17 protein-coding genes and 1 pseudogene are annotated in these 23,665 nt (G+C 65.1%); 7 read left to right on the plus strand and 11 right to left on the minus strand.

Annotated elements, in window-relative coordinates; translation table 11 throughout:
* Positions 1 to 19: 19 nt before the first annotated feature.
* Positions 20 to 1,189, minus strand: a complete 1,170-nt coding sequence (locus AB0D74_RS17155) for a serine hydrolase domain-containing protein (RefSeq protein ID WP_362586533.1) — start codon at positions 1,187 to 1,189, stop codon at positions 20 to 22.
* Positions 1,190 to 1,282: 93 nt separating this feature from the next.
* Between AB0D74_RS17155 and AB0D74_RS17160 the strand changes: the two genes are divergently transcribed.
* On the plus strand, positions 1,283 to 1,987 hold the full coding sequence (locus AB0D74_RS17160) for a Clp protease N-terminal domain-containing protein (RefSeq protein ID WP_362586536.1): 705 nt from the start codon (positions 1,283 to 1,285) through the stop codon (positions 1,985 to 1,987).
* A 112-nt stretch (positions 1,988 to 2,099) separates the two neighbouring features.
* Here the strand turns inward: AB0D74_RS17160 and AB0D74_RS17165 are convergent, their stop codons facing one another.
* Positions 2,100 to 4,034: an N-acetylmuramoyl-L-alanine amidase gene (locus AB0D74_RS17165; protein ID WP_362586538.1), complete on the minus strand. Its 1,935-nt coding sequence runs from the start codon at positions 4,032 to 4,034 to the stop codon at positions 2,100 to 2,102.
* A gap of 438 nt (positions 4,035 to 4,472) precedes the next feature.
* Between AB0D74_RS17165 and AB0D74_RS17170 the strand changes: the two genes are divergently transcribed.
* Positions 4,473 to 4,805, plus strand: coding sequence for a hypothetical protein (locus tag AB0D74_RS17170; RefSeq protein WP_362586541.1), 333 nt, complete (start codon positions 4,473 to 4,475; stop codon positions 4,803 to 4,805).
* A 288-nt stretch (positions 4,806 to 5,093) separates the two neighbouring features.
* Here the strand turns inward: AB0D74_RS17170 and tgmC are convergent, their stop codons facing one another.
* Genes tgmC through AB0D74_RS17190 form a run of 4 tightly spaced genes read right to left on the minus strand, consistent with a single transcriptional unit; the run spans position 5,094 to position 8,077 of the window.
* Positions 5,094 to 6,293 carry an ATP-grasp peptide maturase system methyltransferase gene (gene tgmC, locus AB0D74_RS17175; protein ID WP_362586544.1) on the minus strand — a complete coding sequence of 400 codons (1,200 nt, stop codon included), beginning with the start codon at positions 6,291 to 6,293 and terminating at the stop codon, positions 5,094 to 5,096.
* Positions 6,277 to 7,272 carry an ATP-grasp ribosomal peptide maturase gene (gene tgmB / locus AB0D74_RS17180; RefSeq protein ID WP_362586547.1) on the minus strand — a complete coding sequence of 332 codons (996 nt, stop codon included), beginning with the start codon at positions 7,270 to 7,272 and terminating at the stop codon, positions 6,277 to 6,279. Before tgmB ends, tgmC begins: the two co-directional genes overlap by 17 nt.
* Before the next feature lie 3 nt (positions 7,273 to 7,275).
* Positions 7,276 to 7,542, minus strand: coding sequence for a putative ATP-grasp-modified RiPP (locus tag AB0D74_RS17185; RefSeq protein ID WP_362586550.1), 267 nt, complete (start codon positions 7,540 to 7,542; stop codon positions 7,276 to 7,278).
* A 43-nt stretch (positions 7,543 to 7,585) separates the two neighbouring features.
* The gene (locus AB0D74_RS17190) at positions 7,586 to 8,077 is read right to left on the minus strand and encodes a hypothetical protein (protein ID WP_362586553.1); all 492 of its coding nucleotides are present in this window, start codon (positions 8,075 to 8,077) and stop codon (positions 7,586 to 7,588) included.
* A gap of 181 nt (positions 8,078 to 8,258) precedes the next feature.
* On the opposite strand from AB0D74_RS17190, the gene AB0D74_RS17195 reads away from it, so the two are divergent.
* Complete coding sequence (locus AB0D74_RS17195; RefSeq protein WP_362586556.1) at positions 8,259 to 9,521, plus strand: transcriptional regulator; 1,263 nt, start codon at positions 8,259 to 8,261, stop codon at positions 9,519 to 9,521.
* Here AB0D74_RS17195 and AB0D74_RS17200 read toward each other — a convergent pair.
* The 5 genes and pseudogenes from AB0D74_RS17200 to AB0D74_RS17220 form a co-directional block, all read right to left on the minus strand.
* On the minus strand, positions 9,502 to 10,164 hold the full coding sequence (locus tag AB0D74_RS17200; RefSeq protein ID WP_362586559.1) for an HAD family hydrolase: 663 nt from the start codon (positions 10,162 to 10,164) through the stop codon (positions 9,502 to 9,504). The two genes, AB0D74_RS17195 and AB0D74_RS17200, sit on opposite strands and share 20 nt — an antisense overlap.
* A 29-nt stretch (positions 10,165 to 10,193) precedes the next feature.
* A complete protein-coding gene (locus AB0D74_RS17205; protein ID WP_362586562.1) occupies positions 10,194 to 11,081 on the minus strand; it encodes a DUF6339 family protein in 888 nt (295 codons plus the stop codon).
* Positions 11,078 to 12,070 (minus strand): hypothetical protein, encoded by a 993-nt coding sequence (locus AB0D74_RS17210; RefSeq protein WP_362586565.1) that lies wholly within the window; start codon positions 12,068 to 12,070, stop codon positions 11,078 to 11,080. Before AB0D74_RS17210 ends, AB0D74_RS17205 begins: the two co-directional genes overlap by 4 nt.
* Positions 12,067 to 14,166: a transcriptional regulator gene (locus AB0D74_RS17215; RefSeq protein ID WP_362586877.1), complete on the minus strand. Its 2,100-nt coding sequence runs from the start codon at positions 14,164 to 14,166 to the stop codon at positions 12,067 to 12,069. Before AB0D74_RS17215 ends, AB0D74_RS17210 begins: the two co-directional genes overlap by 4 nt.
* A gap of 258 nt (positions 14,167 to 14,424) precedes the next feature.
* Positions 14,425 to 15,648, minus strand: a pseudogene (locus AB0D74_RS17220) (sigma-70 family RNA polymerase sigma factor); the annotation flags it as partial.
* A 151-nt stretch (positions 15,649 to 15,799) separates the two neighbouring features.
* Between AB0D74_RS17220 and AB0D74_RS17225 the strand changes: the two are divergent.
* The 4 genes from AB0D74_RS17225 to AB0D74_RS17240 are packed head-to-tail and all read left to right on the plus strand — an operon-like array spanning position 15,800 to position 23,569.
* Positions 15,800 to 17,416, plus strand: coding sequence for an NERD domain-containing protein (locus tag AB0D74_RS17225; RefSeq protein WP_362586568.1), 1,617 nt, complete (start codon positions 15,800 to 15,802; stop codon positions 17,414 to 17,416).
* Positions 17,413 to 20,574, plus strand: a complete 3,162-nt coding sequence (locus AB0D74_RS17230) for a helicase-related protein (protein WP_362586571.1) — start codon at positions 17,413 to 17,415, stop codon at positions 20,572 to 20,574. Before AB0D74_RS17225 ends, AB0D74_RS17230 begins: the two co-directional genes overlap by 4 nt.
* The gene (locus AB0D74_RS17235; RefSeq protein WP_362586574.1) at positions 20,547 to 22,472 is read left to right on the plus strand and encodes a DUF1998 domain-containing protein; all 1,926 of its coding nucleotides are present in this window, start codon (positions 20,547 to 20,549) and stop codon (positions 22,470 to 22,472) included. Before AB0D74_RS17230 ends, AB0D74_RS17235 begins: the two co-directional genes overlap by 28 nt.
* Positions 22,469 to 23,569: an AAA family ATPase gene (locus AB0D74_RS17240; protein WP_362586577.1), complete on the plus strand. Its 1,101-nt coding sequence runs from the start codon at positions 22,469 to 22,471 to the stop codon at positions 23,567 to 23,569. Before AB0D74_RS17235 ends, AB0D74_RS17240 begins: the two co-directional genes overlap by 4 nt.
* Positions 23,570 to 23,665: the final 96 nt, after the last annotated feature.

A 23,665-nucleotide genomic window follows, 5' to 3' on the forward strand; every position in this document is an offset into this window, starting at 1 on the left:
CGTTGCCGGACTCACCCGGTCACAGCGCGGCCCGCACCGCCTCGACGAGCGAGGACGCCCGCGCGTCCTCCGCACCCTCGACGATGCTGTTCATGACGTACCCGAAGGCGATGCCGTGCTCGGGGTCGGCGAAGCCCAGCGAGCCGCCGCGGCCGGGATGCCCGAAGGCGCGGGGGCCGGTGAGCGGGTTGGTCTCGACGGGCAGCATGTACCCGGAGGCGAACCGGACCGGGAACATGATGACCTTGTCCACTCCGCCGGCCTGTTCCGCGGTCGCCGACGCGAGGGTCTCCGGGCTGAACAGCCGTACCCCGTCCACCTCCCCGATCAGCGCCGCGTACATCCGGGCGAGGCCGCGCGCGGTGCCGATCCCGTTGGAGGCGGGCAGCTCCGCGGCCTGCACCTCGGCCGAGTTGAAGTCGATCTCGGCGGGGTCGGTGACGGCGAACGCCCGGTTGCTCAGCGACTCCGGATCCTGCAGCGCGGCGACGAACTCCCGCACCTCCGGCGGCACCAGGTCCAGCGGTACGGTGCTGAGATCGACCTCCGGCTTCGGGTACAGCATCCGGCTGACCCGCCCGCGCTCGGCCGCCGGCAGCCCGATGAAGAAGTCGAGGCCCAGCGGCCCGGCGACCTCCTCGGCGAAGAACCGCCCCGGGGTGCGCCCGGAGACCCGTCGTACGACCTCCCCGACCAGCCACCCGAAGGTCCGCCCGTGGTACCCGTGCGCGGTGCCCGGCTCCCACTCCGGCCGTTGCGCGGCGAGCGCGTCGGCCATCGGCTGCCAGCGCAGCGCATCCGCCAACGGCACGGGCGGCTGGACCGTGACCACCCCGGCCCGGTGCGACAGCAGCCAGCGCACCGGGATCTCCGCCTTCCCCGCCGCCGCGAACTCCGGCCAGTAGTCGGCCACCGGAGCGTCAAGGTCCAACTCCCCGCGCTGGGCGAGCAGATGGGCCACAGTGGCGGTGGCCCCCTTGGTCGCGGAGTACACCAGCTGCAAGGTGTCCCGCTCCCACTCCCGTCCGGTCTCCGGATCCGCCACCCCACCCCACAGATCCACCACGGGCCGCCCGTCCCGGTACACGCAGACGGCGGCCCCGACATCCCCCCGCTCCTCAAAGTTGGCGCGGAACGCGTCCCGCACGCCTTCGAACCCGTCGGCCACTTCCCCGTGGATGGTCGTCATGCCCTCATCCTGCAGAAGAGTCGACGAGGAGGCGGCGAAAGCGATCGTCAATTACAAGTTGACGATTGAGGATCGTCAATTTAAAGTTGACGCATGAGCCCACTCGACATCAGTCTTGCCGACCTGATCGCCCGACTCGACGAGGAACTCCCCGAAGCCGGTGAACTGGCCCGCATCAGCGAGGCCCGGCTGCGCGCCCAGACCCTGTCCGACCTCGGTGACCAGCTCATCGACCACTACGTGAGCAAGGCCAAGCAGCGTGGCGCGTCCTGGACCGAGATCGGCGACGCCATCGGGGTGTCCAAGCAGGCCGCCCAGCAACGCCACGCTCCCGCCGCGTTCGAGCGGTTCACCAACCTGAACCGGCACGGCATCGTGCTGGCCCAGGAGGCCGCCCGCACCCACCGGCACGACTCCATCGGCACCGAACACCTCCTGCTCGGCCTGCTCGGCGAACCGCAGGGCCTGGCGTACGAGGTGCTGGTCGCGAAGACCGGGTCGGAACAGCGCGTCCGCGACGCGGTCCGGGAAGCGCTGCCCCCGGCCGGCAGGAAGGCGCCGCGCGGCCACATCCCGTTCCACGAGGAGAGCAAGGAGGTCATCGGCCAGGCCCGCCGGGCAGCGGCCGACCTCGGCCACGACTGGGTCGGCACCGAGCACACCCTGCTGGGCCTGATCCGCGTCACGGAGAGCCCGGCCGCGCGGATCCTCCGCAACCTCGGCTTCACGTCGGAGGAGTTGCACGAGACCGTCAGGACCGAGACCGCCAGGCGGCTCGCCGCGCGCGACGACCACTGACGCCTACGAAACGCCTACGAAAGGTGCCCAGGAGGCCGGAACCTCCTGGGCACCACATACGCGTGCGTCTACATACGACCGTCGGACCGTCAGCCGCCGGACCGTAGAACCCTCAGTCGTCCGTCGCCGTGACGTCCGAGGCGTACACCAGGGCGACCCGGTGGTTGTACTGGATGGTGTACATCGCCTTGGCGCCGGTGACGACCGTGCCGCTGGACGGGAAGAAGTCGTCCGTGAGCGACGGCGCCGTGGTGGCCACGTACGCCTGACCGGCCGGCACGGTGTACATGCTCAACGCGGCCTGCGTGGAGGGCGACAGACCCGCGGGGTACTCGGCGGCATCAGGGTAGCTGGAGCCGTACACCGCTACCGGGGAGGTCCCGGCCGTCGAGATCACCTTCACGCCGTGGGCGGGCGCGGTGTTGCAGCCGTGCGGGTTGTAGAACCACACCTTCGAGCCGCTGTACCAGACGGCGGTCCAGTCACCGTCCTGGTCCGCGACCACGAACTGCTGCCCGGCCGCGGCCGTGCTGCCCCAGTCGTTGATCCGGTCGGTGCCGGCCGCACCCGGGTGCAGCGCCTGGTCCCCGAAGAGGGGAGCGGTCTCGCTCGGCTCGGTCCGCAGGTACACGAAGTCCGACGGCTGCTGCGTCTCGGTGCACGCGGTGGTGGCGCCGGTCGGGTCGTCGGAGGGGCAGATCTGCACGGTCTGCAGGTTCTTCTCGAACCGGGGGGCGATGGTCACCACCGAGCCGACGGGACCGACCCCGTGCCGCCCGGTGTGCACCCCGAGCAGGTCCATGAGGTGGTTCCAGTCCCAGGACGGGCCCGGATCCCAGTGCATGCCGGAGACGAGGGACGACTTCGGCCCGGCGACGTTGTCGTGGCCGATGATGTGCTGCCGGTCCAGAGGTATGTCGAACCGGTCGGCGAGGTACTTCACCAGGTCGGCCGTGGCCTCGTACTGCGCCTCGGTGTACCAGGTGGCACCGTGCGCGGCGTAGCCTTCGTGCTCGATGCCGATCGAGTGCATGTTGGTCGAGTAGTTGCCCGCATGGAAGGCGAGGTCCTTCGTCGGCACCATCTGCGTCACCGCGCCGTCCGAGGACCGCATGACGTAGTGCGCGGCGGATCCGCCCGGCTGCGTGAAGAGGTTGACGGCCGCGTCGTACGACGTCTCCGTGTCGTGGATGACGATGCTGTCGATCCGGATGCCGTTGGCGGGACGGTTGGACACCTGGCCGTTGGACGGCGACGCCGGCACGAAGGTGCACGCGACGGTGGCCGGGCACTCGGTGTCGGTGGTCGCGGCCGACTTGAGCTCCAGGGCCTTCAACTGCCCGCTGTCCGGGGTGACATCGCTGTCAGCCGCCAGCTTTACCTGCTCACCGTCGGCCGTCGTGCGCCCGACACCCTTCTTGATGCTGGCGAACACCCGCCCGGCGAAGGAGGCGGCACCCTGCCGGTCGGTGGCCTGGCTGTAACGGGCCACGGCCCCGTACCAGTCACCGGGGTCGGCGGACACGGAACCGGCAACGGCCTTCTGGTAGGAGGCGAGCAGCGCCGCACCCCCACGGATGTTGGCCGCCGGGTCCTTGCGCAGTTCGTCTTCGGTCAGCCCGGTCAGCTTCGCCGCCGCCTGAACGGTGTGCAGAGCCGCACTGGCCGCCATCTGCTTCACATCACTGCGCCCCGCCGCCCCCGCGTCACCCCCGGCCATCATCGCCGGAGTCACGTCCGTGAGATGCATCGGCCCGAACCCGCCGTCGGTGCTGTGCTGCCCGGCGTGCGTGTCCCACGCCGACTCCTGGTACCCCACCGCCAACAGCACCTGGAGCGGCACGTCGTACGCGTCGGCGGCGGCAGCGAAGTCCTGCTGCAACGTGGTCACCGCACCCGTGCCCGTGCCCTCGGCCCCACCGTCGGCAAGCGCCGGCACCGGCACGGCCGCCCCACCCGCAACGGCGAGCGCGGCGACAGCGGTCAACAGAGCGGGACGCCGACGCCTCGACGCGTCGTCCCCACGTCTGGAATTGCTTGTGCTCATGAAAAAGTCCCCGAACCTCGGAGGATCAAATGGCGGAATGGAGGATGCATACGACGGCCCATCGGTTCACCGACCGCCCCGGTACGCGCACAACTCCGCGCCCAACGCGGGGTTCTGTCCGCCCACGCCTGGAAGCGGATGATCCCCCTCTGCGCGAAGCCGAGTCAACTCCACCACTTCAAACGGCACTTGAACGCCCGAAGGAGAACCCCGCACAACGCCGCCCCCTCCGGCCACACGGCCACATCCCCCGGCAACCCCTCACAACCCTGCCCGAAGAAGCCCCGAAACCCTGCCCGACGAGCCTCCGGAACCCTGCCCGCGGGGCCCCCGGGAGGGCCCGGCCACACGGAAGACGTACTGTCCCTGAACGACCCTGTGAAGATCACCTCACCGTGCCCGCGCTCGCAGCGCCGGCCGGCGAGAGAAAGCGACCGCGTGAACGAGATCCCGAACCCCGACACCTGCCACAGCGGCGTGGAACTGCAGATCGTCCGGGTGATCGTCGCGTCCCTCGAACAGGCCACCGTCAACGTGCGCTGTCTCCGGGGACCGGTCCGCCGCGGCGCCCGCTTCAACCGCCTCAACGGCTCAGCACAAACCCTCGACCTGACCCTGACCCAGGCCCTCGTCTACGGGCACCGAGTACCGGCACTCGACACCGGCCTCACCGCCTTCGTGACCCTCCGAGGCCAAGGCATCCACCACCTCACTTCGGACACCCCGGCCTCCGACTGCCCGGTCATCCAGGGCACCAACCTGCTGCCTTGACCCCGTCACCCCTCTGACCCGAATCCCCCCGCCGACGGCCCCTTGCGCCCCACCCCACCTTTCCCGGCCGCCCGCTCGCTTCTTCCCCGTGCTGGAGTGAGCCGAGTCAAGGGTCGGCCGAAGGCCGATCGGCGCCAGCCGACGCGGACGCGGAGCGCAGCGGAGCGGGAGCGCCCTTTACTCGGCTCGCGGAGGCACGACACTGACGAAGAAGCGGGCGGCTGGGGCACCTTGCAGCCGCCGGTTCGACAGGCGACCTCGATGCCGAGCCCCACCCCCAGAAGCAGTTCAAGCCCCCGGCACCTCAAGACCGGACATCTGCGCGTGGACCAGCCTCTGCTCCCTCCCGCACACCCGTAGTCCGAACGTCTCCGGTCCCGGACACCCTGCAGACTCGAAGGCGTCGACGACATCCTCAACGCGCTCCCACAACCGCACCGGCCCGGCCTCCCGCACCTCCCACCCACCGTCGCACGGCGTGAGCGACGCGGCCGAGCCACGGACGACGTCGACCAGGTGCACGATCTTCCCCACGGAGGTCATCTGAGTATCAGGCACAGCGCATTGGGCGAGGAAGCGCAGATGGAACGCCTCCGGGCGCGCAGCCGTGATCCGCTCCGGCCCGTGCCGCGCCACCCTCGCCTTCTCCGGCAGTCCTGCCACCCAGTGGGCGGGGTTCCCGAAAACCGGAGCGGCGTGCGCCCGGACCGACATGAAGGAGACGGTGCCCGGCAGCAACGGCCCCTCCGCCGTACCGTCCTCGCCGACCGTGAGGAGGACGCGCGCATAGCCGTACAACCAGCCCGACAGCGTGAGCAGGATCTTCCCGCCCGGCCGGGTCTGCGCGACGAGCGCGTCCGGCACGGAACGGAAGGAACAGGCTCCCACGATCCGATCGAAGCGAGCCTCGGGCCAGTAGCCGTACCGCCCGTCCGCCACGGCGAGCGTCGGCGTGTAACCGCAGCCGTACAGGGCGTCGGCCGCCACCGCCAGCCGGTCGGGATCGACGTCGATGCTGGTGACGTCGGCGGACCCGAGGCGCTCGCAGGCCAGCGCGGTCGAGTAGCCGCTGCCCGTGCCGATCTCCAACACGGTGTGCCCTTCATCCACCTCGGCGTCGGCCCACATCCTCAGGACGAGCGACGGCAGGGTCGAGGAGGAGGTGGGCGCCCCACCGTGCCGCACCTCGGGCGCGCTCCAGTCCGGCTCTCGGTCGTCGAACTGGGTGATCAGCGTGGTGTCGGAGTAAGCGGCGGCCAGCCACTTGCCGTGGTCGAGCTCGGCGGTGACGGGCTCCCACACCGTCAGTCCGTTCTCGTCGTTCTCGCCGGCCGCCAGATAGAACCCCGGCACGAACCGATGCCGAGGCACCTCGTCCGCAGCTGCCAACCAGCGCGGATCATCGACCGCCCCGCCCCGCGCGAGTTCCTTCGCCAGCTTCCGCCGAAGCAGAACGGCGTTGCTCTGAAGGTCATTTGATGTCGTCATGGCCTTCGTTTTCCTCTCTGCTCAGGATCTCGGCGATGGCGTCCGCGATGGCCGGGGCGTCCGGAAGCCAGCCCCACTGCCCGTTCGGATTGCACTCGATCGCCCACCAGTCCTCCGGAGCCGTCCCGTCACCGGTCAGTGCGAAGTCGAAGCAGCCGAAGACCAGCCCGAACGAGGCCAAGTAGCTGTGCAGAGCGGCCCGAACGGACTCGGGTACGGCGACGGAGGTGTGGACGAGACGGGCCCAGTCACCCCGGCGCCAGTCCAGCGCACCGTCCGGCGTGGTGATCTGCTGGGCGAACACCCGACGCCCGACCACGGTGACCCGTACATCCCCGCTCTTCGGAATCTCGGCCTGAAAGAGATGTGCGGTCACCGCGACCGTGTCGTCCTGCGCACCGGGCTCGATGCGCTGCGCCCAGATGGCCCCGGCACGCCCGTCCGCGCCCTCTGGCAGCCCACGGAACGACTTGTAGACGACGCGCTCGTGCTCGGCCGCAAACCTCCGAGCCTCCGCCACGTCATTGGTGATCAGCGTCGCCGGAACACGCAGACCGAGAGCGGCGAACCTCTGGAGCTGGGCGGGCTTGAAGTCGGCGCGGGCCACCGCGGACGGATGGTTGACGTACAACGCACCCCGCAGACCGTGAAGCACACCCCCGAGCCCATGACGTGCCTCGGCGACGGCGAACTCCCCAGCCTGTCGGGGCAACTGCCGAAAGCGCGCGGTGTACGGGGTCGGCCGGCGACAGTAGACGGCCGTCACGGTCTCCACATCCACCTCCCGGCTGGCGGTACGCAATCGCCCACCCCAAGTCGAGCCGCCTCCCGGCCCGAGCCGGAACCCGAAGACAAGTTCCGGCCCGACATCCCCCGGATCAACGCGCACGACGGCCGCGCCGCGATCGTTCAGGGCCTCGATGACCCGGTCCGCGGTGACGTCCTCCAACGCGGTGAGGACCAGAACAACGGACGCCACCGCTCAGTCCGACTCGTAGTCGGTCGTGTTGTCGTCCTGGGTCTGCGGCTGAGGCTTCTGCCCGTCCCCACCACCGGAGACCGACGCCGTACCCGTCGTCTTCGACGTCCCGTGCTTCCCCATCTCGACCACCTGCCCGGTGGCGTCCGTGTACACGGCGGTCTGCGAGGCGGCATCCAGCACCACGGACACGTACGACGGAGCCCCGACCGGCAGCCGATCGGTCACCAACCGCATGGCCCAGGGAGCCTGAACGGCCGTAGTCGTCATGTGATTGCTCACCATTCCCTTCGAGGTACTTCGCGGAGGAGGGTCAGACTTCCGAGCGGGCGGCCAGTCGTGACCGCCCCCTCTTGACCAGGGCCGTGATGGAACGCGGGGTGCAGAGATCGCCCTCGTAGCGCGGCGGAACCAGCCAGTAGGTGCCCGGGGACTGCTGCCGGTCGAGCCGAGGCACACCGAGATAGGTGCCATGCCCCAGACACGTGGCGATGTCGTCGTACGCCCAGACCAGACCGGCGTGCCCCTGGATCAAGGCGTAGTACGTGCCGCCTGCCACGCGGCGGTCGTAGATGATCGAGCCCCCGAGGAGGAGGCCGAGGCAGACGGCGACCTGGCCCGGGTCGCTCGAATCCACGGCTGCATGCACCTCGTCCGACGCCATCCGCACCGCTGCGAACCAGTCGCCGAGCGGTAACAGGGCGACGCCCTGAACCGCCCACTCGTGCCAGGCCTGCGCAGGCGTCGGATGGGCTCGTGCGAGCCATTCGGAGATCGCTCTGTCCAGGGCCTCTTGTGTGTCCACAACCTGCCTCCTGTCCTGGGGACAACACAAAGCCTCCAGTAGCCAGGCGTCAGATTCGAGGACTCAAAGAGGTCGCTGAAGGGACCCAATAGGGGCCTCGATGACTCCTTAGGAGGGAGAGCATGCCTGAAACAGGACTACCTGTGGGAGAGTTGGAAAAGCCGTAGCAGGAGGTGCTCCCATGCCCAGGCCCACCGGCAACGTCCGACTCAAGGCCGCCCGCGTAGCCGCGGGTTTCAACTCCCAGCAGCATCTGGCCGATGCACTCACCCAGCACGCCAAGGAGATGGGCGTTCGAGGGTTGTCGATCGGTGTACGGCAGGTTCGCCGCTGGGAGTCGGACAACCCGCCCTGGCCGCAACCGGACTGCCAACGCGTACTTGTGCACCTGCTCGGACAGAGCATGGAGGCATTGGGGTTCACGCCCCCTTGGGGTACGGACGGGCCGCAGCACTCAGAACACGCGCGGCGGCCCCTGGCCCCCGGCGGCCGGGCATCGCTGCCCCGCAAAGTTGCGGTGGCACCTCAACCCTCGACAGTCGGGGCCGACTTCATGGCGGTGACCCGCGCCCACCGGCGGCTCTACTGGTCGGTCGCACCGGCCGAGTTGCACCCGACCGTTGTCGCGCACGCGACGCTGGGATGCGCCCTTCTGCCGGAGACGGCGGACTCGACACGTCGTGAGGTCGCGGCTGCGATGGCGGAGACCTACCTCCTGGCAGGCCGTATCGAGTTCTTCGATCTCCGCGAGCCGACCACGGCCAATGACACCTTCCTGTTGGCTTTGCAGGCAGCAGGAGAGGCGGACGACGCGTTGCTCGGCTCGGCAATCATCGCGCACATGGCATTCGTCCCGGGGTGGGCGGCGGATCGCGACGGCGCGCTTGAGCGTATGACGGCCGCGCGCACCTACGCCCGACGGGTCCCCGCGTCCGCCGAGTTCCTGGCCTGGCTGGACGCGGTGGAGGCCGAGTGCGAGACGAGGTCGGGCAACAGCCCTACAGCGCTGCACCTTCTCCGCCATGCGGAGGACGTCCTGGCGGTGGGCAACGAACACTCTTCGCCGGAGTGGCTGGACTGGTTCTCCCCGGCCCGTCTGGCGGCCTTCAAGGGCAACACCCAGATGATCGCAGGTCACCTTCCGCAAGCCCGCGAAAGCCTGTTGTACGCCCTGACCGCGATGACACCGGCCGAGGACAAACAACGCTCGGTGGTCTACGGTGACCTGGCAGCCGTCGAGGCGACTTCCGGGAGCCCGGAGCAGGCGTGCGAGTACGCGGGCAAGGCCCTCGACCAGCTGGCGGTCACCTGGTACGCGACCGGCATGGACCGGGTGCGCGAGGTACGCAGGGCGCTTGCGCCCCATCAGGCTGAGCGCTGTGTCCGTGACCTCGACGACCGCTTGTACGACTGGTCGACGACGCTCAGCGCACTGGGCCGTTGAACTGATTGATCAGATCAGGCAGGTCGATCAGTCCCTCGACACGAAAGGTCGGCAGTTCCCTGGCGTCGCGGTCATTCCACTGGATGGTGGCCCAAGGTCCGCGGTGCACGAGAGCGGTGTGCATGCCGACCTGCCGGGCGGGACGGATGTCGTTGTCGCAGCGGTCCCCCACGTACAGGATCTCGTCGACGTCGAACGGCACGGCCTCGGCGACCCGCTTGAAGAACTCCAGGTCGGGCTTGCTGGCTCCCCAGTCGTCCGACGTACCGATCAGATCGACGTCGTCGGAGAACAACTCCCGCAGAATCCGACCTGCCCGGACGGTCTGGTTCCCGGCGATCCCGAGCCAGAGCCCGTTCTCCCGCAGACAGGCAAGCGCGGGCCTTACGTCCGCGTAGAGGTCCTCCTCCCCGAAGGACTCAGGCTGCCCTGCGGCTGCCCGCTTCTCCCGCTCCTCGTAGAGATCGAACCCCGGCCGGAACTCCTGGAAGACCTCACGGTAGTCCCGCCCCTGCGCGATTACGGCACCGAACATCGCGTGAAAGGTATGCCGAGGCACACCGAGCCAGTCGGCCCAGGTCCCGTACTCCCTGGTCTCGTCTACCAGGCACTCACCTACGTCGAAAACCGCTGCGCGAATCATGGGAGCAGGTTATCGGGAGGCTAACAACGTCACTCACTTTCGTCAGAAGTCCGCCCCCTGACCTGCGCGTACGCAAACAGCTCCTCGAAGTGCACGATCAATCTATCAACGGCTTCCTTTGGCGCCCTCTCCTCATCCGGACCTTGGGGCAGCTCGTTCCTTGGCGATGGAAGTGATGACTCTGCGCCCTCGATCCAGTCGCGCAGCGGCTCCCGATCCCTTTCCACATCCAGAGCGATGACGTCGTACATCAAGGTCGCTGCGGCAGCATTCACCGCAGAAGTCAGGGCATTGACTTCTCGACCTGTGCGAACAGTGCCCCGTTCTATGAGCCTGACGAGGGCAAGGGCCGTTGGGCGATGATCGATGACGTCGAGTCGAAGCGCAGAGTTGAGCATATCCTGGTTGCCGCAGGCCACTACGACAGGACGATAGTCAGCACCGTCACGAAAAAGTTCGGCTGCCCACCAGAGCCGGGCGAACGTCTGCTTGTAATGTGGGCCGATGAACCTGTCGCGAGCTACGCGCCCAGGCGATCCATCCGCTTTTGGTTCGGACAGGTGCCGCCACACTACGTAGTCCGGCGCAACTCCAAGGGCGAGATATGTCCAGAACCCCTTCTCGGCCGCTTCCCGGCGCGTGAGCCGAAGGGTCTCGTGCAGACGCGGAGCCAGCCATGCGTCCGCGGTTGTTGGGCGTTCGTTTCCAAATCTGTTCAGCGCGTGTTCGATCAGATCCCGAACTCGGTTCAGTCGCCGGCGCGCGTCGTCACCGGGCAGTCTCTCGGCAGTCTTGTTAAGCGCGATGGAGGGAACGTCCTCGCGTCCCTCGAGCAGTCCTGTCGAGATGAACTCGGCAGCCTGCACATCGGAGATCAGAGCAAGCCGTTCCGGCAGGTGCTCGGGACGGGAAGTCACGCGAGGGTCTCCTGGTCGATTCGTTCAATGTCACGGACAGTGGTGGCCAACGTTTTGGGAACCTCGGCACGGCGTGCGGCGGCGTACTGGATACGAGGTTGCAGGTCCGTCCAACTCCCCTCACCGGTGCGCCGGAGGTGCACTTCACGGAGTGCATCCTCTGCAGCCCGCCCAGGGACGATGTCCGGAAGCATCTCTCGCAGCACCGCGCCTCGCCAGTCGGGCGGGAAGAGTGGCGTCCCGTCGTCCTCGACCTCCAGGTCGCCGATGGCGGTATGAAAGACAGCGGTCCACACATCGGCGCACATCTGGGCCAGCAGCATCTCTCCCACCACGCCCTCCACCTTTGAGCCCCGACCCTCCACCAGCGCTACAAGGCCTTCGAAGTCCGAGTTGAGGCGAACGGTAGGCATGTGGCCCGAAGTGTCCACTACCCAGGGTGCGTCCCGGAAACTACGCAACCAATCGGCACCGCGGGCGAAACTGACTGTGCTGACGTCCAGTTGGCGATCCCTGAGCGGAACGTCGGAAGTGAGGTCGACCACCCAGTCCTGATCGATGGAGCCAATGATTCGTCCCGGCGTGTCCTCTACTGTGGCCACCACATGCACAGCCAGCGACGCGCGGTCCAGATGGTCGTCGCGGTCCAGTTCGATCTCGCCGGTCCACTCCTTGCCACCGTTCACTCCGCGCGCCAACGGAACGCAGGTACGTGTGTTGGTGGCTCCCTCTGTCAGAACGGCCACAACTGTGATGTCGGACCAATGACCCTTCATCTCGATCTCTCGGACCGGAACGGTCGCCGTAAGCGCGATCCGTGCGATCTGCCAGTCGTCACGCTCGGCCATTCCGAGGGCCACGACCTGCTCGACGACGGAGTATCCCTTGGATTCCAGCTGTTCGCGGACGTCTCCGGGGCCGCGCAGCCGGACGGCCGTGACGCGCGCCGTTACGGCACCGGTCAGCCGTGGGTACGGATAAACCCTCACGCGAGGCCCCCCTTGCTCTCGTGGAGTTCGACAACGAGACCGCTCAGTGCTGCGCTCACCGGGTGAGTGGACACGTCAGTGACGCCTCGAAATACGGCACGTCGGCTACCGGGCGGGAAATGCACTACGCCGTCGACTACTTCGCAGTTGCTGACCGCAACGAGCTCGGCCCATTTGACCGCTGGTCGAGGGCCGGATCGAACCTCCAGCTTGGCAACCGGGCTCATCTTCCAAGGGTCGCCCCCGGGTGGCACCTTGACCTCGGCAGTGATCTGCCATGCACCGGAGGCATCGACTACTGCATCCAGGTCATCCAGTTTAGGAGGCGTGACGGCCGCCCTGGCCTTGCCGACTGGCTTGCCCGAGATTTTGAGACGTTTGCTCACTCTGCCGGGCCCGTCGGACTTCTTCTCCTTGGGAACCGCTACGAGTTCGTGCACGGCCTTATTGGTCTCCGACGTCAATGCTGCAATCCGCCGATGGGCCGAAGGCGAATAGCGCATCCTCAACTCCTCCGTCTGGCCCCACTTGTTGTGCTCCGGAGGCTCGGAGGATCGAAGAAACTCCTCGGCTTCGGCGGCGAAGGGTGCGTCGTCACCCGCAGCCCGGCCCACGAGCAGGACTGCCTGGAACGGATTGGTTCCCGCAGGGAGGCCAGGCACCCAGCTGGTCTTGACTGTCATGCGATTGCCGCGCATCGCAGTCACCTGGTTGATCTTGCCATCGGCGTCCGTTGCCTCGGTGATAAGGAGCACGGCCCTGTGCTCACCAGCGGTTGCGGTCAAGCCGTCTCTCTCTGGCACCTTCAACGGCACTGTGACGAGGGCTACCTGACCAGCCTCGGTGAGCCGATCCACCGTAGTGCCGCTCAGAAATGCCTGAAGAGCACGCGAGCGCGCGGGTTGATGTACTTTCGGCTCGACCCGTTCCTCCTCCACGTATTCCACTCCGTTGCGCAACGTGCGCACGGACGCTTCCAGCAGGGGCCGGCGGCTCCCTCCTGCTGTCATGGCAGCCCAGAAATTACGACCGAGTGCACGTACCAACCGCTGGTGCATGCGCTCCAGGCTGTCCTCGTCATCACCCGCATCGCCGTCGAGGTCCTGCCCGGCCCCTGCGAGGCTGGCTACATCATGTGCCCCAACGATCAAGAACGATGTACCAGGGTCATCGCCCTCACGGGTGAGATGCAACTCCTCTGCCGTCTTTTCATCAGCCCACCAGGATCGAACGACCTCACTGTTATCGGCTGCTGGATCCGGCTGCCCGAACCAAGCGGGCCCGGCAAATCTCTTGCCGTCCACTTCTCGCCAGGGCAGATCGAGTCGTCCAATCAGCCGCCGCTGAGTGTGCCCCTCATGGGGCTCCGAGAGCGTGGAATTGATGAGAACGAGCCCTAGTCGGCTCGTCGCCCAGAGCGTGGCCTTTCCGAGTCCGTAAGAACCGCCAGCTGCCGCGTCCGACTTGCGGCTTTCGAGTTGGCGTCGTACTACGGCGGCGAAGCGGCCGTCGTCGTAGTCGTCACCAGTAAGTCCGTTGGCGTTGTAGTCGTCGACGCGAAGCAGGACCAGCCGATCTCGTTCCAACATCTCCCGCAAGCCGGCGCCGATGACTCGCCCGACCTTCTGGTCTTGTGCGGCAGCAGCCTGATAGTGCGGTTGGAGGTCGTGCCAGCGGATCGCAGTGCGGAATCGTTTCAGGGCCTCTCCGGTCAGTTCGTGCAGCGTGTAGCGGACCCTCACCGGGCGATCGTTACCTCTGTCGCGCTCGTCGAGGCTGTTCTGCGTCGCCTCACGAGCCAGAACCTCAAGATCGGCCTCGAAGGCGAAAGCCGCCGCGTTGCCGAATTCCCGCCCACCGTCGTCGTGCCCGGGTCGGTGGTACCACACGACCGATGTCTCCGAGGACGCGTTCGATCGTTCCGTACCACCCGTGAAACCCTGTCCACCTTTCATGTCGACTCCGAGGTTCTCCTGCACCTTGGCCGAAAGGTCGGGGCCGGGGATGGAGCGACCATCGAGCCAGGCTTCGACAAGCGGCTGTGTCACCGTCAACCGGTGTGCCAGTTGGCTTACGTCCATCCCCTCCTCCCCCATCCGCTCGGCCAACCACCGACCGAACTCAATCTCCTTCGAGGCCACTGCTCCCTCTTTCTCGTCGGAATCTCCCGCTGTCGCCGGCTTGCCCGGACCGTCCTTCTGCAGTGTTGCGCTGACCCCCACCTCTGCTCGTCCCGTCGGCCTACTGCGCCGCTCGGCCATCTCGGCGACCTCCTGAGCCATCCTCCGGGCGGCCTTTCTCCGGCGGCGTTCCGCATCGGGGTTGTCGGGATCCAACCCCATCTGGATCCTCAACTCCTCCAGAGCCCGCTTCTCGATCTGCCGGATACGTTCGCGTGTGATCTTGAATTTCTTCCCGATCTCTTCCAACGTCCAGGCCGTGCCGTCGATGAAGCCATTCCGCAACAGGAGAACATTCCGGGTTCTCTCCGTGAACATACATGCGTCGAAAAACTGGAAAAGTTCCTCGCGCTCAAATTCTGACCACAACTCCTGTTCCGGACTCGGAAGGCGTTGAAACTCGTCGACGGCCAAATCTCCGAGAGATGCCTTCTGGCCGACAGGTTGGTCGAGCGACAGAACTACCCGATGTGACAACTTCAAATACTCCGTCACCTTTTCGGGACTGAGTTTGCATGCCAAGGAAAGGTCATCCTCTGTGGGGACTCTTCCGCTGTCAAGAAACGCTCGCTCCTGCCTCCGGACCTTCTCCACATCAGTCCAGACATGAACCGGAAGTCGAATCGTGGCCTCTTCGTTGATCACGGCCCTCGTGATGCGTTGCCGAACCCACCAGGTGGCATAGGTGGAAAACTTGCAACCCATCGAGACGTCGAACTTCTCCAAGGCGCGAATGAGTCCAACCATGCCGTGCTGCGCAAGGTCTTCGTACATGGGGTCACCATCCCAGCGCCCCATACCACGGAGGATCTTGTGCACTAGCCGCTGATTGTGTACGACCATGGCAGAAGCGGCTCTATAGGACTCGCTGTCTCGCGGAAGTGTCCCCAAGTAGCCATGAGGCAACTCCTCCGAGGATTTTCTTGTTCCTCGGAAGAGAAGACAGAGCCCGACCTCCTCCTCTGCGCTCAGCAGGCGTCGGTGCGGGTGCACTCGTCGTCGATCCGTCTCGAGCAGGTCTCGAGCGGCGCGGCGGGCAGCCGACATGTCGCCGACACGTACCGTCCCTCGAAGGGACTCGAGGTCCGGGGCTCCGTCTCCTTCGTCGAAGGAATCCAGGTCATCGACCACCTCATCGAGACCGGTCCGCTCGTCGGGAGCCGGGCTCTCCGTGATGTCCTGTGCTGCTTCCTGTTCGGCCTCCTCCTGCACCGCCGCCACGGCTTCGTACAAGGCCTGGGACTCGTGCGGCTCGAGGCGTGAAGCCCTTATCACGTGCATCAGGGCTGCACTGTGCTCCACCCCTTCGTCCGTCAATCGACCTACGAGCCGGACGAGTAGATCTCGGCCGGATCGATCCAGCCGGATCTCGGATGCATCGCCCCGTTCCGTGGTCATCACGCCCCCGCGCCCCTACTTCGTCGCTGCTCCGTCGTAGTCCATCACTCAACGGGGAGTGGCTGCCAGCACTTCCTCGCCAGAGGTGGCCCGCCGACGATCTGTCGCTCGGTATTTTGGTGACGTCTGGGCGTGACCGTGGGGAGAGTTGATGCGAATTATTCCGAGCGAAGTCTCGAGCAGCACGAGGAGCGAGGCCGAGCGCAGGGTGTTCGCGGCGCTCAAGGCGATCCCCGATGACCAGAGCGTCGCCCTGCACACGGTTCATCTTCCCAAGCACCACAAGAAGCGTGTTGGCGAGATCGACTTCGTCGTCATCATGCCTGACATCCTGCTCTTCATCGAGGTCAAGGGCGGTAGGGTCCACCAGCGCGACGGAAAGTGGTACTACGGGCCTCCCGGCCGTGAAGACGGGCCGAAGGAGGGCCCCTTCGCCCAGGCCAGCGGAGGCATGCACGAGTTCGAGCGGGAGCTGGGTGCCCTGGTGGGGAACTTGAGGGACCACGGCGTCCCGAGTGGGTACCTCGTGATCACCACAGACGTCGACATCCAACGCACGACCGAGTTCGAGCCCCAACAGTATCTGGGCGCCACCGCGTACGACGGCGGACGCGGTCTTGCACAAGGCATCGAAAGAGCCACTCGCTTCTGGCTGGCGCGGAACAGGTGGGCCCGCACCCCTGTCGCCGCCTCCCTTCGCAAGAGGATGCTCGAGGCCGTCCGCCCGGAGTTCGACCTCGTGCCCAATTTGCGGTCCCGGCTGACGCATCTCGACGTCGTCTTCGAGCGCCTCACAAGTGAGCAGATCGACAGGCTCGACGAGTTGGAATCCAATGCACGCCTCGTCTGGACAGGGGGAGCTGGCACCGGCAAGACTTTCCTCGCCGCCGAGGCGGCCCGCCGCAAGTCCGTGACTGGCAGCGTCCTGTTCACCTGTGCGAGCACCACACTGGCTGCCCACATGAACCGGATCCTGACGGACGACTCGATCACGGTCCTGCCCTTCGACCGTCTGGACGAAGTTCGAGGCCACACCTTCGATCAGCTGATCGTGGACGAAGCACAGGACCTGATGACTTTCGACCATCTGGGCACCCTGGAGGAACTCGTCTCGGGTGGCCTTACGGGAGGCCACTGGCTCTTCATGCTCGATCAGAACAACCAGGTTCTGGCACCAGAAGCATTCGACCCCGAGGCCTGGGACTACCTGCGCCCCTTGGGCCTCGTGTATGGGCCTATGAAGCGCAACTGCCGTAACACCGTGCAGATCGTCAAGCAGGTCCATCACTACACGGGAGCCGACCTGGGAGTAGCGTCCGCAGGCGAGGGCGAGCCGGTCCTCTTCGTCGACACACAAGATGTCCGCGGGGAGGCGGTGGTCCTCGACGACTATGTCAATGAACTCGTGCGGGAGGGGGTCTCACTCCGTGACATCACGCTGCTGTCCGCCGCGGGGGAGTGGGAAGCGAGCTCGGCGCGTCTGACACAACGCGCTTCAAAGATCGAGCGGTTCTCCGACGTAGTCGGAACCGACCGCACGAAACACCGCCTCACCTGGTCTTCTGTCACAGACTTCAAAGGCCACGAGAACCACGTGGTCTGTGTGATCGATCTCGAGCCCGAACATCTCAAGGGCCGTCTTGACGCACTTTACGTCGCTCTGACCAGGGCTCGAGCCCAGCTCTGGGTCGCTTGCCGCCCCGGAACCCGCCAGGCGCTAAAAGAACTGGGTATAACCGTGCTCACACGCGAGGGACGTCTCCAGTGAACGACTCCGCATCACAACTCTCTGGCTACCGGTCCGACTTCGCGACGTACCTCCGCAAGCAACTGGTGGGGCCGGCAGGTCCTGAGGACGAGTCGCTCATCGACCCGCCTGACCGGCGTTACCTGATGGGCACGTTGTATCCGCGAGGCGCCTCGTTGCTGGAGCAGTCGCAGGGCGACGGCGAGCAGGACTTCAGCGAGGCGGTGGCGGGAAACGGGGAGGAAGACAGCTTTGCCGACGATCCTGTGGCCGAGGCGAACGCATGGCTTCCGTCCTCGCTTGGCTTCTCCTTCTTCACCAACGCTCGCCACATCGCGGTGACATGTGAGGCGTCCCGCTACCTGACAGTCCGAGAAGGTGGGCGTCGCAGCTGGCGAAGGCAACCGCGGCTGTCCACGACCGAGATCGTGTCCGCCGAGCGACCGACGCCGATTGGCGTTCTGGACGGTCATGGTCTTCTCCATGTCCGGTGGCGCCCTTTCGGTAACGGACATCTCATTACCTGCGTGCTCGCTAACGCGCATGATGAGGAGGAGAGCACGCACAAGGACCGCGAACTGATGCTCTTCCAGGCTCAACTACAGGCGACGACACTCGATGGGTCCTTCATCCTGGAGTACCCGAGTACTCGCCTCAACAGCCGGGATGAGGAAGAGCAGGAACTTCGGGTCCAGTACCGGGACATCGTGACCAGGGCTGTGGGGCACGGTTGTGCCGTCGAGTGGGACTACCGGTCCGACCCCGTGACCACCGTGCGAGCAGAGGTCATGCCACAACAAGTGGTCGAGCACATCAAGCCCGATGGTCCCAGGGACCTACCGGTGCTCAACCTCGCGCATCTTTCACAGCCGGATGTCGCCGTGGACGACCTGAAGGCTGAACTGCACCTCTTCGTTCAGGGCTATCGCGAGTGGTTCGGCACCCAGCGGTCGGATGCGGACTCCTTGCCGACATGGGCTGTCGCACCCACTGGGCGCATCTTGGAACGCATCGGGACGGCAGTTGACCGTATGTCGTCGGGAGTGGAAGCCCTCACAGCAGAGACCCCTGCAGGAACCAGGGCACGTGAGGCCTTCCGGCTGGCCAACCGCGCCATGGCGCTCCAAATGCTCCACAGCCGCAAAGAACTGGCGGGCAGCCGGCGCCGCAGAAACAGCGAAGTGCTCGAACTGTCCGAGCCCGACGGCGACTATGCCTGGCACCCCTTTCAGCTCGCCTATTTCCTCGTCGTGATCGAGGGGTTGATGAAGCCCGAGCACGAGAGTCGCAGGACAGTCGACCTCATCTGGTTCCCGACAGGCGGAGGCAAGACGGAGGCCTACCTCCTCACGGCCTGTTTCGAGATCCTCTGGCGCCGGTTGACGTTCGGTGCTGCTGGGGGTGGCACGGCCGTTCTGAGTCGGTACACGCTGAGCCTCCTCACCACACAGCAGTTCCAGCGCACTGCGACGGCAGTCTGTGCCCTGGAGTACATCCGGAGAGGTCACGACGGAGTGCTGTCTCATGAGCTGGGGCAGGAACCATTTTCCATCGGTCTCTGGGTGGGTAAGGAGACGACGCCGAACAAGATCTCGGCCGCGCAGGACGAACTAGATGCCCTGAAGCAGATGAACAGCCCCGATGATCGCTTCCTGCTCGAGCGTTGCCCTTGGTGCGGCACCGAGATCGTCCCAGAACGGCAGGGGCAGGATCGCGACTTTGGCATTCGGGCGGACGGAGTCACCACCTCGTTCTTCTGCCCGCGCGATGCATGTGTTTTCCACGAGCTACTGCCCGTATCCGTCGTGGACGAGCAGATGTACAAAGAACCGCCGACGTTCGTCCTGGGCACCGTGGACAAGTTCGCGCGACTGGCCTGGGAGTCAGAAGCGGGCAAACTTTTCGGTGGGAACGGCAAACGTGCTCCCTCGTTGGTCATCCAGGACGAGCTCCACCTCCTAGCCGGACCCCTGGGCACGACGGTCGGTCTCTACGAAGCAGCCGTCCTCGAACTCTGCACCCGCAGCGGCACCATCCCGAAGGTGATCGCGTCCACAGCGACGATCCGACGTTCGCAGGACCAGATCCGCAGCCTCTACGGTCGACCCGCACAGCTCTTTCCTCCGGCAGGGATCAACGCCGGTCACTCCTACTTTGCCTCACCCGACAACGACAAGCCCGGACGTCTGTACGTGGGTGTCATGGCACAGGGGCACACCGCCTCGACGTCGACCGTGCATGTGGGGGCGGCCGCGCTCCAAGCCCCGAAGGAGATCTGCGACGACGACAACCTTCGTGACGCTTACTGGACCACGGTCGCCTATCACAACAGCCTTCGAGAACTCGGCAGAACTGTCACGATTGCACGTGACGACATCCCCGCGCGGCTCGAGCATCTGACGAAGGACGACACGCAGCGACGCAGGCTGAACGACGATTCGGTCGTTGAGCTCACGAGTAACATTCCGCGCGCCGCTCAACCACGATTGCTCGAGCGTCTCGGCAAGAGCTTCAAGGAAGCCGGCAGTGTTTCCTTCCTCGCCACGACCAACATGCTGTCCGTAGGAGTCGACGTTCCTCGGCTCGGACTCATGCTCATGAACGGACAGCCCAAGACGACTTCGGAATACATCCAAGCCACCAGCCGAGTAGGTCGTCGTCATGTACCGGGGTTGATCGTCACCCTCTTCCGCTCGACCAAACCGCGTGACAGATCGCATTACGAGTCGTTCAGCGTGTACCACCGATCGCTCTATCGGCATGTCGAACCCACCAGCGTCACTCCATGGTCCATGCCCTCACGTAAACGAGCTCTCCATGCGGTGCTCACCATCCTTGTGCGACATCGAATCGGGCTGGACGCGGAGAACAAGGCCGGAGACATCCTCGATCACGCGGACGACGTCGCCCGAATCCGCGACCTCGTGGTGGATCACGCACGGCGAGCCGATTTGGAAGAGGCTGATGCCGCAGCCGAGCAGCTGGACTCCCTCATCGAAGCCTGGATGCAGGAGGCCGAGATCGCGCGCGGTGAGGGCAGCCGTCTGTACTACCAGCCCCAGGGACGACTGCACCAGGCGCTCCTCAGGGACTTCGGCAAGCAGGGCGGCCTGTGGGAGACGGCGCAGTCTATGCGAAATGTCGACCGTGAATGCCTTGTCAGTGTGAAGGGAACTTGAGGGCCGTGAAGGACATTCGACGCAAGGTTCGCAGATCGCAGACCATCGTCCCGTTCGGTGTAGGTGGAATCCTCGATCTGCGAGGCGAATCGTTTGTAGCCGCCGACATCCGCAGTTGGGCAGCCAATGCCGAGCGGGTTGATTCGCCACGGCTTGCGAGAAAATTGGGAGTCGAGGGATTCCGGTCAGCCCCCGTCATCCCTTCCGGGAAGGCTGCTTACGCGAGCCGCAGTGGGCCCTCGTACGTGCGGTTCCCCAAGTGGCTCTTCTGCCCTCAGTGCAGGGAAATGGAGTACTGGCGCCTGGAACGCGAGCAACGGGACAAGCAGCCGACCTGCGGGCGCTGTGCTGGGAGGCCGCAGTTGGCTCCGATGCGTTTCATTCAGGTATGCCGGGCAGGCCATATGGCTGACATCGACTGGCGTAGATGGGCTCACTCTAGGAGCGAGGGCCACGCTCAGCGTCAATGCCAGGTTCACCGGCTCCGGTTCCTCGCCACTCCTGAGTCCTCCGGATTGGAGGCGCTGCGCGTCGTCTGTGCCGTTTGCCGAGCTGGCCGAAATCTGGCAGGAATCAGCCAAAAGAACATCCTCAAGCAAACAGGTGTGGAGTGCGCGGGAACGCACCCCTGGCAATACGAGACCGACGAGACGGATCCCTGTGAGGAAACACCGCAAGCGGTACAGCGCGGTGCTTCCAACGTGTACTTCCCGATCACCCACTCGGCGATCGACATCCCGGCGCCGGCGGGCCTTTCCGAGGAAGACGAATCGACCCAGAAAGTCGTCAATCATTCTTTGTGGCCGGACTTCAACAGCGAGTACGGCAGCCCGATCTCTGATGCCTACAAGACCGTGATCGCCAACCAATGCGAGGTCACAGAGGAATTCGTGGAAACTGTGCGACGGCGCCATGCCGACGAAGCATTGTCGATGTCGCCTGAATTCGGTCAGGACGAGGACCTCAGTATTGCCGAGTGGGCGGCTTTCTCCGCGCCGGAGTCCGTCGCCGATTCCAAGACGTTTTCCGTGCGTCGGACTCATCTCGGGGTCGGTCGAGACGCCCCAGCATCTATGGAGGAGCTGGCCGCAGGCATAACTGCGGTGGTCGTCGCCGACCGGGTACGTGAAGTACGTGCGTTGCAGGGCTTCTCGCGGTACGAGCCCAGCTCAGGTGATGACGAAGAGGACGAGGGCGGGCGGGTGGTGTCGGTCAACACACAGAGCCGGGCCCGATGGCTGCCTGCCATCGAGACCTACGGCGAAGGCATCTTCATTGCTGTCGACGAGCAACGTGTGAGCGACTGGGAGAAGCTTGATTCAGTGCGCGGCTGGACACGACGCATCATGCGTAACATGGAAGCCTCCTTCAAGGCCGACCGCCTCAGAGAGAAAACGGGGCCGGACCTTCTTCCGAGATTCGTGATGCTGCACACCCTAGCCCATCAATTCATCCGTCAACTCTCCTATGACAGTGGATACAACGCAGCGTCATTGCGAGAACGTGTCTACGCTCGGAGCCACCCGCCAGGAAGTGATCTTCCGCCTCAGGCTGGCGTATTCATCTACACAGCCGCCGGGGACGCTGAGGGAACGTTGGGAGGACTGGTACGTCAAGGTCAGCCACCAAATCTCGTCGAGACTTTGATCCGTCTGCTCGAATCGGCGCAGTGGTGCTCCCAGGATCCACTCTGCGCCGACTCGACCGGTAGGTCGTTGGCCAACCTCAACCGTGCCGCCTGCCATGCCTGCACGCTGCTTCCTGAGACATGCTGTGAGATCGATAACTCACTCTTGGACAGGACACTATTGATCGGCGACGGCGAGGTCCCAGGGTTCTTCCGCGGAGTCGTCCAGGCCGCACTTGAGGAGTCGGCAAGAGCCGTAGATGTGCCGTGAAGATCCCGTCCCTTCTCGACCTCGACACCGAGCAACGGGCAGTTCTCGACCTTCCGTTCCACGGAAGGCATGTCGTCACGGGGGTACCCGGTGCTGGAAAGACCGTGATGGCCGTTTATCGGGCTTGGGCGTTGTCAGTTGCCGGGCGCGATGTGACCCTCTTTACGTACTCCAATCTGCTGCATCAATACCTCGCGCAATTGGCGCCAGATCTTACGGAGGCGCTGAATGTTACCACCTACCATCGATGGTTCAGAGAATTTTGGAAGAAGCGTTTCGGGACCGATCCACCCCTGAGTGGGGAAGATGCTTTTGGCTACGACTGGATCGGGATACAGCGAGAGTGCGTCAGAAAAAGGGTGACATCGAACGCGCATTTAGTGATCGACGAGGGGCAGAACTTGCCCGTCGCCTTCTACCAGTTGTGTCGCATTCTCGGTGTCGGCGTCACCGTGTTCGCAGACGAGAACCAGCGGATTGATGACGCCGACAGCAGCCTGTCCGAGATACGACGGTCTCTTGGTGTACCGACCGTTCCGCTCGTTCTGCGAGAGAACCGTCGATGCAGCAGGGAGATCGCGATCCTGGCATCTGAATTTCGAAATGCGTCGCGAGACCCTATGTGCTTGCCAACGCGTGTAGGGGCCATCCCCACCGTCCTAAAGATTCCGTCGGTGGAGTCTTTCCTCGTGCAAGTTTCCCACTGCTTCAAAGCCCATCCGGAGCGAAGTATCGGCATCATTTGCCGGTCCACGAGACTATTGCGGGACGTCCAGAGTAGACTCACGCGCCTTGGTCTGGCGAAATACACCCAGGCGTATGCACACGACGATCCCTACCGAGATGCCATTGACTTCTCGACTCGACCGATTCGGATTGTGACTGCGGCCAGCATGAAGGGTTTGGAGTTCGATAGTCTTTTCGTGCCGGACTTGGAAGCGTATGCAGACGATCCGACCAGCGTGGAAGCCCGTCTTCGACTTTTCGTGTTGTGTACACGCGCCCGCGACTATCTTCACTTTGCTTATCGTGGTCCCGACGAACCCGCCATTTTGTCAGATATCTCAGAATCTGTATTGGTGCGCAGGAATAGATAGATGAGGCGGTCGCAATGGCCGATCAGCTCCAGCTGTTGCGAGTCAAGTTGCTCCCCAGGCCGTGGAGGCCAACGTCTTTCAGCGCCCCGACCAGGT

Source organism: Streptomyces sp. NPDC048278, from assembly GCF_040652195.1.
In the GTDB taxonomy this organism is placed as follows: Bacteria; Actinomycetota; Actinomycetes; order Streptomycetales; family Streptomycetaceae; genus Streptomyces.

Excerpts from the sequence above, each read along its gene's own strand:
- tgmC (WP_362586544.1), bottom strand. The coding sequence starts at position 6,293 with ATGACGACATCAAATGACCTTCAGAGCAACGCCGTTCTGCTTCGGCGG.
- AB0D74_RS17200 (WP_362586559.1), bottom strand. The coding sequence starts at position 10,164 with ATGATTCGCGCAGCGGTTTTCGACGTAGGTGAGTGCCTGGTAGACGAG.
- AB0D74_RS17235 (WP_362586574.1), top strand. The coding sequence starts at position 20,547 with ATGCCTTGTCAGTGTGAAGGGAACTTGAGGGCCGTGAAGGACATTCGA.
- AB0D74_RS17160 (WP_362586536.1), top strand. The coding sequence starts at position 1,283 with ATGAGCCCACTCGACATCAGTCTTGCCGACCTGATCGCCCGACTCGAC.
- AB0D74_RS17185 (WP_362586550.1), bottom strand. The coding sequence starts at position 7,542 with ATGACGACTACGGCCGTTCAGGCTCCCTGGGCCATGCGGTTGGTGACC.
- AB0D74_RS17225 (WP_362586568.1), top strand. The coding sequence starts at position 15,800 with ATGCGAATTATTCCGAGCGAAGTCTCGAGCAGCACGAGGAGCGAGGCC.
- AB0D74_RS17215 (WP_362586877.1), bottom strand. The coding sequence starts at position 14,166 with ATGGGGGAGGAGGGGATGGACGTAAGCCAACTGGCACACCGGTTGACG.
- AB0D74_RS17195 (WP_362586556.1), top strand. The coding sequence starts at position 8,259 with ATGCCCAGGCCCACCGGCAACGTCCGACTCAAGGCCGCCCGCGTAGCC.
- AB0D74_RS17155 (WP_362586533.1), bottom strand. The coding sequence starts at position 1,189 with ATGACGACCATCCACGGGGAAGTGGCCGACGGGTTCGAAGGCGTGCGG.
- AB0D74_RS17165 (WP_362586538.1), bottom strand. The coding sequence starts at position 4,034 with ATGAGCACAAGCAATTCCAGACGTGGGGACGACGCGTCGAGGCGTCGG.